The 12396-nt window shown below is 56.5% G+C and carries 9 protein-coding genes; all 9 read right to left on the reverse strand.

Annotation, left to right across the window (positions count from 1 at the left end; all coding sequences use genetic code 11):
• Positions 1-129: 129 nt before the first annotated feature.
• The 9 genes from mutT to murC all read right to left on the reverse strand — a co-directional run bounded on the left by mutT (position 130) and on the right by murC (position 12381).
• Positions 130-552, reverse strand: a complete 423-nt coding sequence (gene mutT, locus KUV22_RS13505; RefSeq protein WP_222231950.1) for an 8-oxo-dGTP diphosphatase MutT — start codon at positions 550-552, stop codon at positions 130-132.
• A complete protein-coding gene (argJ, locus tag KUV22_RS13510; RefSeq protein WP_222231952.1) occupies positions 552-1751 on the reverse strand; it encodes a bifunctional glutamate N-acetyltransferase/amino-acid acetyltransferase ArgJ in 1200 nt (399 codons plus the stop codon). Before argJ ends, mutT begins: the two co-directional genes overlap by 1 nt.
• A gap of 120 nt (positions 1752-1871) precedes the next feature.
• The gene (gene secA, locus KUV22_RS13515) at positions 1872-4643 is read right to left on the reverse strand and encodes a preprotein translocase subunit SecA (protein WP_222231954.1); all 2772 of its coding nucleotides are present in this window, start codon (positions 4641-4643) and stop codon (positions 1872-1874) included.
• A gap of 186 nt (positions 4644-4829) precedes the next feature.
• On the reverse strand, positions 4830-5768 hold the full coding sequence (locus KUV22_RS13520) for a M23 family metallopeptidase (protein WP_222231956.1): 939 nt from the start codon (positions 5766-5768) through the stop codon (positions 4830-4832).
• A 277-nt stretch (positions 5769-6045) separates the two neighbouring features.
• Positions 6046-6960: a UDP-3-O-acyl-N-acetylglucosamine deacetylase gene (lpxC, locus tag KUV22_RS13525; protein WP_010132544.1), complete on the reverse strand. Its 915-nt coding sequence runs from the start codon at positions 6958-6960 to the stop codon at positions 6046-6048.
• A gap of 482 nt (positions 6961-7442) precedes the next feature.
• On the reverse strand, positions 7443-8648 hold the full coding sequence (gene ftsZ / locus KUV22_RS13530) for a cell division protein FtsZ (RefSeq protein WP_222231958.1): 1206 nt from the start codon (positions 8646-8648) through the stop codon (positions 7443-7445).
• A gap of 63 nt (positions 8649-8711) precedes the next feature.
• A complete protein-coding gene (gene ftsA, locus KUV22_RS13535) occupies positions 8712-9947 on the reverse strand; it encodes a cell division protein FtsA (protein WP_222231960.1) in 1236 nt (411 codons plus the stop codon).
• A 91-nt stretch (positions 9948-10038) separates the two neighbouring features.
• Positions 10039-10878: a cell division protein FtsQ/DivIB gene (locus tag KUV22_RS13540; RefSeq protein WP_222231962.1), complete on the reverse strand. Its 840-nt coding sequence runs from the start codon at positions 10876-10878 to the stop codon at positions 10039-10041.
• A gap of 60 nt (positions 10879-10938) precedes the next feature.
• Entirely contained in the window at positions 10939-12381 is a 1443-nt protein-coding gene (murC, locus tag KUV22_RS13545) for a UDP-N-acetylmuramate--L-alanine ligase (RefSeq protein WP_222231963.1), read from the reverse strand.
• Positions 12382-12396: the final 15 nt, after the last annotated feature.

Raw genomic sequence — 12396 nt, forward strand, 5'->3', positions numbered from 1 at the left:
GCGCTTCGGCGCAAACATCCTGTTTGCGACGATCCCGAAAACCCACACCCAGTACTTTGCCTTCAAGTCGAACTATTTACTTCGATTTCTTGCGTGATTACTCAGAAAACAGGTATTTAAAGTGAAGACTCATTCACCGGGTGCGTTTGCGTATTTTAGTACAGCCTCAACAATTGGCTGGTTAGCATCGGGGAAGTGATATTCGGGCAATTCACTCACAGGAACCCAGGCAAGCTCCTGTCCTTCGACGCCACGCTCCTTGCCAGAAAACTCGGTGACACACCAGGTATCCAGAAACACCTGTTTATCCCCATAATCGTGCCGGACCTCGATTAGCGGCTCCATCGCCTTTACTTCAATATCGAGCTCTTCCTTCAGCTCACGCGTCATGGCCGCGTGAATAGATTCATTGTTCTCGACCTTGCCACCGGGAAACTCCCAGCGGCCGCCCATGTGCAGGTGGTCCGGGCGCTTGGCCAGAAGAATGCGGCCGTCAGCGCCGAGAATCACCCCAACTGCCACATGAATATGTTTGATTGCGGAGCCGCCCATCAGGTGCGGTACTCCGCATTGATGGTGACGTACTCGTGGGAAAAGTCACACGTCCAGATATGTTCGCTGACGTCGCCACGTTGCAAATCAACGGAAATTGTAAATTCCGGCTGTTCAAAAACCTTCTGCCCGGCATCCTCCGTGTAACTCGACGCCCGACCGCCGGCCTCGACGATCTGCACATCATCCAGATACACACTGATCTTGCTGGTATCCAGATTCTTTGCACCGGCATTGCCAATCGCCATTACCAGTCGTCCCCAGTTGGGGTCCGACGCATACAGGGCAGTTTTTACCAGCGGCGATTCACCGATCTCAAACGCCATACGCAGTGCCTCTTCGGAGCTGGCGGCGCTGTTCACTTGCACGGTAACGAACTTGGTCGCGCCCTCACCGTCCTTAACGATGGCCTGGGCAAGTTCGATATGCACACCAATAATGGCGGCTTTAAGTTGCGCATAAGCATCACTGTTGGTGTCCGCAATTTCCGGACCGGTGGCACCACTGGCGATCAACACACAAGCATCGTTTGTAGAGGTGTCCCCGTCCACGCTGATGCGGTTAAACGACGCGGCGACTGCTTCCTGCACCAGCGCATCCAGTACACCCTGTGGAATACGTGCGTCGGTAGCGACATAGGCGAGCATGGTCGCCATATTTGGCTGGATCATGCCGGCGCCTTTGGCGATACCGACAATGGAGATCGTCTCGCCGGCAATCTCCAGCGAACGACTTGCAGTTTTCGGGCGGGTGTCGGTGGTCATAATCGCCGTGGCCGCACTTTCCCATCCCTCTGCCTGTAATTGCGCCGCGGCCGTAGGTATCGCGTTCAAAATATTCTGTACCGGCAGATGCTCGCCAATGACACCAGTACTGAATGGCAAAACCTGCTGTGCACGGACACCAAGGGCCTGCGCTACGCCCTCACAGCAGCGGTTCGCATCCAGCAATCCCTGCTCGCCGGTCGCCGCATTGGCATTGCCGGCATTAACCAGCAGCGCGCGAATACCACCCTGGCGGATGTGCTCTTTTGCCACCAGTACCGGGGCCGCACAAAACGCATTCTGGGTGAAAGTTGCAGAAACGCTGGCACCTTCGGCAATTTCAATCAACAGGAGGTCATCGCGCTGCCAGTCTTTGACCTTGGCGGGAACGGCGGCAAGACGGATGCCGGGAATCGAAGGGAGAGGCTGCGCCATACAGATACGTCCTTGAACATTCACGAATTAAGCGCAGAGTATAAATAAAAAGGCCCGCTGGTAAGAGCGGGCCTTTCAATAAGACAGTAACAAGACTGATCTAAATAGTCAGATTCAACTTCAGGAAGTGGTTGAAGACGATGAAGGAGAAGAAGTCAGTTTGCCGTGGCACTGTTTGTACTTCTTGCCAGAGCCACACGGACACGGGTCGTTGCGGCCGACACGCGGGCCACGGCGTACCGGCTCCGCATTTGGCTGCGCAGGTGCCGGCGCAGCTTCCTCTCCTTCCGGCATCGCAGAAGCCTGCGCGTGTTGCAGCTCCAGCTGCTGGCGGCGCTGCGCTTCCAGACGGCGCTGCTCCATCTCTTCCATCTGCTCGCGGGTCATCGGCTCAACATGCGCCAGCACGCGAATCACCTCTTGTTTGAGGTTCTCCAGCAGCGCCTGGAACAGCTCGAAAGACTCGCGCTTGAATTCCTGCTTGGGGTTCTTGTTGGCGTAAGCGCGCAGACCGATACCCGCACGCAGGTGATCCATGCTGGACAGGTGCTCCTTCCACAGCTGATCCAGTACCTGCAACATCACCTGACGCTCGATGGTCGGCATCAGGTTTTCATCGCCGGTGCTCTCGGCGATACGTGCCAGCTTCTGCTGGTACACACCCTGTGCTTCCGCAACGATTTTTTCGCGCAGGCTTTCTTCATGCAGCGTGCGGTCTTCGTCCAGCCACTGCTTGATCGGCAGTTGCAGGCCCAACTCGCCAGCGAGCTGCTGCTCCAGCGCCGGAATGTCCCACTGCTCTTCCACACTCTGCGGCGGCACATAGATGGAGATCAGCTCATTCACCACATCATCGCGGATCGCGGTAATGGTCTCGCTGATCGTTTCCGCTTCCAGCAGCTCATTGCGCTGGGAGTAGATTACCTGACGCTGGTCATTGGCAACATCATCGTATTCCAGCAGCTGCTTACGAATATCGAAGTTACGGCCTTCTACGCGACGCTGCGCCTTTTCGATGGCATTGGAGACCATACGGTGTTCAATCGCTTCACCGCGCTCCATGCCCAGCATCTGCATAAAGTTCTTCACCCGGTCGGAGGCGAAGATACGCATCAGGTTGTCTTCCAGAGACAGGTAAAAACGGGTAACACCCGGATCACCCTGACGGCCCGCACGGCCGCGCAGCTGGTTGTCGATACGACGGGATTCGTGGCGCTCGGTACCGATAATGTGCAGGCCACCGGCCTCAATCACGGTTTCGTGGCGGGACGCCCAATCCGCTTTGATCTTGTCGATCTCTTCCGCGGTGGCTTCGCGCTTCTCGCGCTCCTGAAGCTCTTCCACTTCCGCTTCCCAGTTACCACCGAGCACGATGTCGGTACCACGACCGGCCATGTTGGTAGCGATGGTAACGGTACCCGGGCGACCGGCCTGGGCAATGATCTGCGCTTCTTTTTCGTGGAACTTGGCGTTCAGTACCTGGTGCTCGATCTTGGCCTTTTGTAGCAGGCGCGACATTTCTTCAGAAGTCTCGATAGACGCGGTACCGACCAGGATCGGCGCCTTCTTGTCGCGGCAGTACTTGATGTCCTCGATGATCGCTTCGAGCTTTTCATCTTTGGTCAGGTACACCAGGTCATTCAGGTCTTCACGCTGCTTCTCACGGTTGGTGGGGATAACCACCACATCCAGGCCGTAGATCTGGCGGAATTCAAATGCTTCGGTATCCGCAGTACCGGTCATACCCGCCAGTTTGGGGTAGAAGCGGAACAGGTTCTGGAAGGTAGTGGAAGCCAGGGTCTGGCTCTCGCTCTGAATCTGAACGTTCTCTTTTGCTTCGAGTGCCTGGTGCAGGCCCTCAGACAGGCGACGGCCCGGCATGGTGCGGCCAGTGTGCTCGTCGATCAGCACCACCTGGCCGTTCTGCACGATGTAATCCACATCTTTGTTGAACAGCACGTGCGCGCGCAGTGCGGCGTTGACGTGGTGCAGCAGGCCCAGGTTACCGGGTGCGTACAGGGATTCGTCTTCCTTCAGCAGGCCGCCGCGGGTAAGCAGGTCTTCGATCAACTGGTGGCCGTCTTCGGTCATCTCCACCTGGCGGGTCTTTTCATCCACCGTATAGTGACCTTCACCACCCTCTTCGCCGCGCTCCAGCTGGGGTACCAGCTTGTTCATGGCCATGTACAGCTGCGAAGAATCTTCCGCGGCACCGGAGATGATCAACGGGGTACGCGCTTCATCGATCAGGATGGAGTCCACCTCATCCACGATCGCAAAGTTCTGTGGGCGCTGGGTGCGATCTTCCTTGCGCAGCACCATGTTGTCGCGCAGGTAGTCAAAACCGAACTCGTTGTTGGTTCCGTAGGTGATATCGGCCTGGTAGGCCGCCTGCTTTTCAGCCGGGTGCTGCTGGGAAACCACGATACCCACACTCAGGCCCAGGAATTCGTACACCGGGCGCATCCAGTTGGCGTCACGAGCGGCCAGGTAGTCGTTCACGGTAACAATGTGTACACCCTTGCCTTCCAGCGCATTCAGGTACGCGGGCAGGGTTGCTACCAGGGTCTTACCCTCACCGGTACGCATCTCGGCGATGCGGCCTTCGTGCAGGGTCATACCACCAATCATCTGTACGTCGAAGTGGCGCATGCCCAGGGCACGGGAGCCGGCTTCACGCACGGCAGCAAATGCTTCCGGCAGCAGGCTATCCAGTGTTGCGCCATCCGCCAGGCGCTGCCTAAATTCATCCGTCTTGGCTTTCAGCGCAGCGTCATCCAGCGCCTTATATTCGTCTTCCAGCGCATTGATCTTGGTAACGACCTTGCGCATGCGCTTGAGTTCGCGGTCATTTTTTGACCCGAAGACTGTTTTTATCAGTTTGCCAATCATTATTCAGAAACCACATTAATGCTGATTATGCCCGCAGGACCAGTCGTGACGTCACTGCGCGGAAAAGGTGCAAGTAAACAGGAAGGCGCCAGACGCCGCAACAGTCTTGCCCGGTGTTTGGGGTAAAGTTGCGGGCGCCAGTACGGGATTACAAGGGTCCCGTTGCGCAATGATAGAGGATAGTTGTTATCTGCCGGTGCGGCGGATGTAGCTGGCAGGATCGACCGGACGGTCGTTCTTGTAGACTTCAAAGTGTACGTGAGGGCCCGTGGAGCGGCCGCTGGAACCCATCAGGGCAATCACCTGGCCCTTTTTCACGATATCGCCCAGCTTGACCTTGATCTCACTGTTGTGACCATAACGGGTTTTGTAGCCGTTACCGTGGTTAATCTCCACCAACTGGCCATAGCCATAGCGGTCTTCCGCCCAGGTCACCACACCGGCGGCCACGGAAACCACATCAGAGCCGCGCTTGCCAGCGAAATCCACACCCTTATGCCAGGAGCGGCGACCACTGAAAGGATCGGTACGATAGCCATAGCGCGAAGACATCCAGCCACGCGTGATTGGGCGCCCGGCGATAAACTGCTCATCCTGCAACTGCTGACGGCTCATCAGGCTATCAAGCGTCTGCAACTGCATCTGGCGGTCTTCAATCTGATCCGACAGATCGCCAATTACCTCAAGGAATTCTGGGGGATGGTAGGGAAGATCACTGGTACCGGCGATACCCGATTCCTCGGGGCCACCCACAGCGGGCGTAGCGCCAAACTGGAACTCACCCTCATCAAGCTTTGCAATGGTGGTCAGTCGCTCACCGAGAGCATCCAGACGGGTCAGGCGGGCCTGCAACTCCGCAAGTTTCACAGTAAGCGCAGTAAGCTGTTCACGCGCCTGCTGATCCGCATCGGAGATCTGATCTTGCTGCTTGCGCAGGGCCTTGTTCCACGCCTTCACTGCGCGCGAATCGAATACGTCGGACTCTGTAGCAGGAAGGTTTGCGCCAATGAAAAATGCGCCAACAGGAAGCCCCAACAGGCACAGGCCGAGCAAAGCTTTGCTCAGGCCGCCGAAGTTGAAGCTGCGGGAGACACCGCCGCGGTCGTTGACGAGGATAACTTTCATAGCAAGCGTGTAAGGTTTGCGACAAATTGTTGTTGTAATGATTCAGTCACCAGCAGCTACCTAAACGGATCAGAACCCACTGACCTCAAATGGTATTACTTCTGCGGTAACCGGGACTGTCGCATCCTGCTATGTCCCACGGCCATCCTCAATGGCAAGTCGCCGACCAATGTACCAGGTACTGGCGGCTTAAAAAGAGTAGTGGCGCAGAAACCTTCTGCCACCAACACACAAAAAAGCCGGCAATTTTCGTGCCGGCTTTCTCGATACGCGCCTCTTACACCGCCAGGATTGGCTTGACGTAAGAGATAGGCGCTTCTTCCTGTTCACCCTCGAAGGTCACCATCTCCCAGGCGTCTTCTTGCGCCATCAGGGTGCGCAGGGACTTGTTGTTCAATGCATGGCCAGATTTGAAGGCCTTGAACTCACCAATCACGCTAGTACCCAGCAGGTACAGGTCACCGATGGCGTCGAGAATCTTATGCTTTACGAATTCGTCTTCGTAACGCAGACCGCCCTCATTCAGGATGCGGTACTGGTCAATAACGATGGCGTTATCAACGCTGCCACCCTGTACCAGGCCTTTGGAGCGCAGGTACTCGATCTCATGCATGAAACCGAAGGTACGCGCACGGCTCACTTCCTTGACGAAAGAAGTACTGGAGAAATCGACCGCTGAGGTCAGATTGCGTCCTTGGAATACCGGGTGGTCAAAATCAATAGTGAAGGAAACCTTGAAGCCGTTGAATGGCAGGAAGCTCGCGACCTTGTCGCCTTCCTCAACGGTTACTGGCTTTTTGATCCGCAGGAACTTCTTCGGAGCAGCCTGCTCCTGAATACCCGCAGACTGGATCAGGAATACGAAAGGACCGGCACTGCCGTCCATGATCGGCACTTCCTGGGCAGACAGTTCGACAATCGCGTTGTCGATACCCAGGCCCGCCATTGCGGAAAGCAGGTGCTCAACCGTAGCGACACGCACATCGCCCTTCACCAGAGTGGTGGAAAGCAGGGTATCACCCACGTTTTCGGCACGTGCTTCAATCTCAACCACCGGATCCAGGTCGACCCGACGGAAAACGATACCACTGTTCACCGGCGCCGGTTTCAGGGTCAAAATCACCTTTTTACCGGTATGCAGGCCTACGCCAGTAGCACGAATTGCGTTCTTGAGAGTGCGCTGTTTGATCATCTATATCTAGGTTCCCAATCGGTGAGCGGCACACGAGCCGCAGCGAGCCGGCGATAATAACAGAAAATCTACGCCAAAACTACAGAAACCCCTTCGGTCATCTCTGCATTTGCCGCACGGTATTTCCGCACTGATAAGATTAAGCATAGTCTAGCGCGAAGACTCCAACGCCAAACCAGTACACAGTATCGCCAATAATTGTACGTTCTCGCCGAAAATGCGGCGCAGTAGAACCTACTGGTCACCAATCTCTCGTTTATCGGTGTGTCATCTTTCCTCAATCAAGCAACGCTTCCGTGCGTCGTATTACTCGTTGTTTCATCCCTGTTCAGTCGCCGTCAGCGGACTACGCTGACGGGCTCCAGGTGACAGGCCCCGTTGTTCCAAGTCCTGCCACCCTCGCCAGAGCGGGCGAAAGCCCGGGGTTTCACCGGGCGAGGACATGAGCAAATGCCGCCCCTACTCTGGGGAGCCCACTCGACTTAGTCGGCCTGTCGACGCAAGAACGCAGGAATATCCAGGTATTCCATGTCCTGATCAGAAGGGTTGATCGGTGGCAGGCTGCGCTTGCGCTCACCTTCCGCACGCGGTGCAGAGGGAACCTCTTTGGACTCACGGGTCGCGTCAGCGGTCGCGGCAGGACGCGCAGCTTCGCGCGGATCCTGACGACGGGTGTTGTCCACCACTTTGGTCGGACGCGCAACTTGTGCAGACGCTTCACCAAGCCCAGCGGCGACAACGGTCACGCGCATCTCGTCACCCAGCTTGTCATCCACTGCAGTACCGATTACCACAGTCGCGTCATCGGAAGCGATTTCCTGCACGATCTGACCAACTTCCGAGTACTCACCCAGGGTCAGTTCCTGACAGCCAGCATCTTCGCTGCCGGTAATGATGTTCACGAGGATTCCGCGAGCACCCTGCAGGTTTACGTTATCCAGCAACGGGCTGCGCACGGCTTTCTCCGCGGCTTCGCGGGCACGATTTTCGCCAACCGCCGCACCGGAGCCCATCATCGCCATACCCATTTCGGACATAACGGTGCGCACATCGGCGAAGTCGACGTTCATGATGCCCGGGCGAATCATCAAATCCGCGATGCCCTGCACTGCGCCCAGCAATACGTTGTCGGCTTCCTTGTAAGCCGCCTTCATGGTGATCTTGTTGCCGAGCACTTCCAGCAGGCGATCGTTGGGGATGGTAATCAGCGAGTCGACCTTGTCGCGCAGCTCGAGGATACCCTCTTCCGCAACCGTGGTGCGCTTGCGGCCTTCGATCATGAAAGGACGCGTAACCACAGCAACGGTAAGGATGCCGAGATCTTTGGCAATCTCTGCCACGATCGGCGCACCACCAGTGCCAGTACCGCCGCCCATGCCAGCAGTAATAAATACCATGTCGGCACCGGTCAGTACTTCTGCGATGCGCTCGCGGTCTTCCAGTGCAGACTGGCGGCCCACCTCAGGGTTGGCACCGGCACCCAGTCCGCGGGTAATGGTGTTACCCAGCTGCAAGATGGTTTGCGCTTCCACATCTTTCAACGCCTGGGCATCAGTGTTGGCGCAGATGAAATCTACACCGTCTACTTGGCTGGCGATCATGTGCTTCACGGCGTTACCACCGCCGCCTCCCACACCGATCACTTTGATGACAGGCTTATCCTGTACGCTATCTACGAGTTCGAACATTGCTGTTCCCCTTTTTTGCTCATGTCTAAATTTAATTATCGATCCCGGTAATTATTTTTTGCTTCAGAGGTTGCCTCTGAACCAGTGCTTAACCTTGTCCCACCACTGGTTTTCACTGTGCTTCACGCTGGACTGTCCGCCCTTGTTTTCTTCCGACTGGATTGCATACATCAGCAAGCCAACACCTGTGGAATAAATCGGGTTGCTCACGATGTCCGTAAGGCCGGAGATACCCTGAGGTACCGCGAGACGCACCGGCATATGGAAAATTTCCTCAGCCAGTTCCACTGCGCCCTCCATCTTCGACGAGCCGCCGGTAAGCACGATGCCCGCCGCACATAAATCTTCAAAACCGCTGCGACGCAATTCGGCCTGCACCAGAGTGAACAGTTCGTCGTAACGTGGCTCAACGACCTCGGCCAACGCCTGACGGGACAGGTCGCGCGGTGCGCGGTCGCCGACACTCGGCACCTTGATGGTCTCACCTTCACGGGCAAGCTTGGCCAGGGCGCACGCATATTTGATTTTCAGGTCTTCTGCGTGCGGCGTTGGCGTACGCAGGGCCATGGCGATATCGTTAGTGACCTGATCCCCTGCGATCGGGATCACGCCAGTGTGTCGAATAGAACCGCCGGTAAACACCGCGATATCCGTGGTGCCACCACCGATATCCACCATACAGACACCCAGCTCTTTCTCATCGTCGGTCAGTACCGCATAGCTCGAGGCGAGCTGCTCAAGAATGATGTCTTCCACTTCCAGGCCGCAGCGACGAATACACTTTTCAATATTCTGTGCCGCATTTACCGCACCACTCACCAGGTGCACCTTGGCCTCCAGGCGAACACCGGACATTCCCAGCGGCTCCTTCACACCTTCCTGGTTATCGATCAGGTATTCCTGCGGCAGGGTGTGCAATATCTTCTGGTCAGCAGGAATCGCCACGGCGCGGGCCGCGTCAATCACTCGGTCCAGATCCTGCTGTGTTACTTCACGATCCTTGATCGCGACAATTCCGTGCGAATTCAGGCTGCGAATATGGCTGCCGGCAATACCCGCATACACCGAATGGATCTCACAGCCGGCCATCAATTCGGCCTCTTCCACAGCGCGCTGAATGGACTGCACTGTGGATTCAATATTCACCACCACGCCCCGCTTCATACCCGTGGAGCGGTGAGAGCCGATGCCGACGATATTCAACTCGCCGTCTCCGGTAACTTCGCCGACGATCGCAACCACCTTGGACGTACCGATATCCAGTCCGACGATCATGCGTGGTTCAGAGGATTGTGTCATTGGATTTTCAACCTCGCGAGACGCTGTGCCGATCCGCATTTTGAATGCCAGATCAGGACGAAGCCTCGCTTTTTATCTACCTATTTTGTTGTCAGTTTTTCGCTTGTTCCGTTTCTTTCCATTGCACCGCAACTGCGTTGTTATAACGGGCATCCACGCCCGCAATTTTTTGCAGATGCGGCGCCAGCACACCGCGCGTCAAGCTGAGGAAACGGCCAACGCGCTCCAACAGCTCATCATGACCAAGCTGCAGGCGGATGCCGCTCACCAGCTCTAGCTGCCAGCCCGCCAGGTCATCAAATGACAGGCGGCGCACTTCCATATCTTTGGTGGTAAGCAGCCCGGCCAGTGCCTGATACTGCATCATTATTCGATCCACCAGATCCGCGTCCCCGGCCAGTTCCGGTAAACGCAAATCACGCAAATTTTCTGGCCGGGGTAACAGTGCACCACTGGCGACCAACAAGTGATCGTCGCCCCAAATCGCCAGAGGCTCGGCCTCTTCGATGACCACCTCAACCCCGTGCGGCCAGCGCCGGCTCACCGACGCATTCACAATCCAGGGGTCGTCCATCAGCGCCGAGCGCACCCCATCAATATCCACAGCGAAAAAGCCTTTGCGCAGGTGTGGAAGCAAAATGTCCTCCACCGCTTTTTCACTCACCGCGCGAAACGGCGCTTCTACCCGCACATTAACCAGAACTTCTTCCCGGCTCGGTGCCACACTGGGGGCCTGCTGCCAAAGCCAGTGGGCGGCATATCCCAGCCCGGACGCCACCATCGCCAGCAACCCAACCATAGCGACGATGCGCAAAACACCGGTAGAGGCTTCCTGGCCAGGGTCCGGCAGCGCACGCGCACCGCGTACCGGCTTCTTCCCCTTCTTTGGCTTGGCGACTTTATCGCGCGACGCTTTTTTGTTTGTAGCCACGGCTGAAAGTCACCGCATTTCTCGTTTATTCAAAGTTTCTTGCTTGGTGCTCTACGCACTCTACTTATCACCAAGACGCCATTCAGACAGCTGCTGCGCGAGTCCGCCAACATTGCCAGCGCCCTGGGTTAAAACGATATCCCCGGGTTCCAGCAGGTCCGCAAGAATTGGCGGCACCTGATCAACTTTCTCCACGAAAATCGGATCGACCTGACCGCGGTTACGGATACTGCGCGCCAGGGTTCGACCGTCTGCGCCGGGGATCACCGCTTCGCCCGCGCTATATACATCCAGCAGGACCAGTTTGTCGACCTCGGATAGCACCTGGACAAAGTCTTCGAACAAATCCCGGGTCCGGGTATAGCGGTGTGGTTGATACACCATTACCAGACGACGTTCCGGCCAGCCATCGCGCACGGTTTTAATCGTCGCCGCCACCTCGCGTGGGTGATGACCGTAGTCATCCACCAGCATGACTTTTGGCGCCTGCTGATCGTCACTGACCGGGTACTCGCCGTAAATCTGAAAGCGTCGACCCACACCCTGAAAACCTTTGAGGCCCTCGCGAATAGCGGTATCACTAACCGCCTCTTCCGTTGCTACCGCGATCGCAGCAGTGGCATTCAGTACATTGTGGATACCCGGAACGTTCACACAAACGTCGATGACGCTGCCGTCTGGGCGCTGCACATCGAAGAAGCTGCGCAGCGGTTCCTGTCGCACATTGCTGATCCGGAAGTCGTTGCCCTCTTCAAAGCCGTAGGTCGCAACCGGACGGGCCAGTTTGGGGATAATTTCTTGCACATTGGCATCATCACCGCACATCACCGCCAGACCGTAAAACGGCAGGTTGTGGATAAAGTCGATGAAAATCTGCTTCACTTTTTCAAAGTCGCCGCCATAGGTCTCCATATGATCGGCGTCAATATTGGTCACCACGGTAACCATGGGCTGCAGGTGCAGGAACGACGCATCACTTTCGTCTGCTTCGGCAACCAGATATCGACTCTCACCCAAGGCCGCATTGGCGCCAGCACTATTCACCAGTCCGCCAATCACGAACGTCGGATCCTTCTCATCGGCGGCGAAAATCGACGCGATCAGACTGGTTGTGGTGGTCTTGCCATGGGTGCCCGCCACCGCAATGCCGTAGCGGTAGCGCATTAACTCACCCAGCATCTCCGCGCGACGCACCACGGGAATACGATTTTCTCGCGCCGCGGTTAACTCCGGGTTATCTCCATAAATTGCCGAAGAGTTCACCACAACATCGACATCGCGGACATTCTCTTCGGTGTGGCCGATCTGCACTTTCACACCCAGGTTACGCAGACGCTCGGTAACCTTGCTCTCGCGCAAATCGGAGCCAGAAACCTCATAGCCCTGATTCTGCAAAACTTCCGCAATACCGCTCATGCCCGCACCACCGACACCGATAAAGTGGATGCGGCGAATACGGCGCATGGCCGGAACTTGGTAGTTACGCTCACCTGATGGGGTCATTACATTTCCTGACTC

The organism is Microbulbifer agarilyticus, from assembly GCF_019800665.1.
In the GTDB taxonomy this organism is placed as follows: domain Bacteria; phylum Pseudomonadota; class Gammaproteobacteria; order Pseudomonadales; family Cellvibrionaceae; genus Microbulbifer; species Microbulbifer agarilyticus_C.

Excerpts from the sequence above, each read along its gene's own strand:
- secA (WP_222231954.1), bottom strand. The coding sequence starts at position 4,643 with ATGATTGGCAAACTGATAAAAACAGTCTTCGGGTCAAAAAATGACCGC.
- mutT (WP_222231950.1), bottom strand. The coding sequence starts at position 552 with ATGGGCGGCTCCGCAATCAAACATATTCATGTGGCAGTTGGGGTGATT.
- ftsZ (WP_222231958.1), bottom strand. The coding sequence starts at position 8,648 with ATGTTCGAACTCGTAGATAGCGTACAGGATAAGCCTGTCATCAAAGTG.
- argJ (WP_222231952.1), bottom strand. The coding sequence starts at position 1,751 with ATGGCGCAGCCTCTCCCTTCGATTCCCGGCATCCGTCTTGCCGCCGTT.
- lpxC (WP_010132544.1), bottom strand. The coding sequence starts at position 6,960 with ATGATCAAACAGCGCACTCTCAAGAACGCAATTCGTGCTACTGGCGTA.
- murC (WP_222231963.1), bottom strand. The coding sequence starts at position 12,381 with ATGACCCCATCAGGTGAGCGTAACTACCAAGTTCCGGCCATGCGCCGT.
- KUV22_RS13520 (WP_222231956.1), bottom strand. The coding sequence starts at position 5,768 with ATGAAAGTTATCCTCGTCAACGACCGCGGCGGTGTCTCCCGCAGCTTC.
- ftsA (WP_222231960.1), bottom strand. The coding sequence starts at position 9,947 with ATGACACAATCCTCTGAACCACGCATGATCGTCGGACTGGATATCGGT.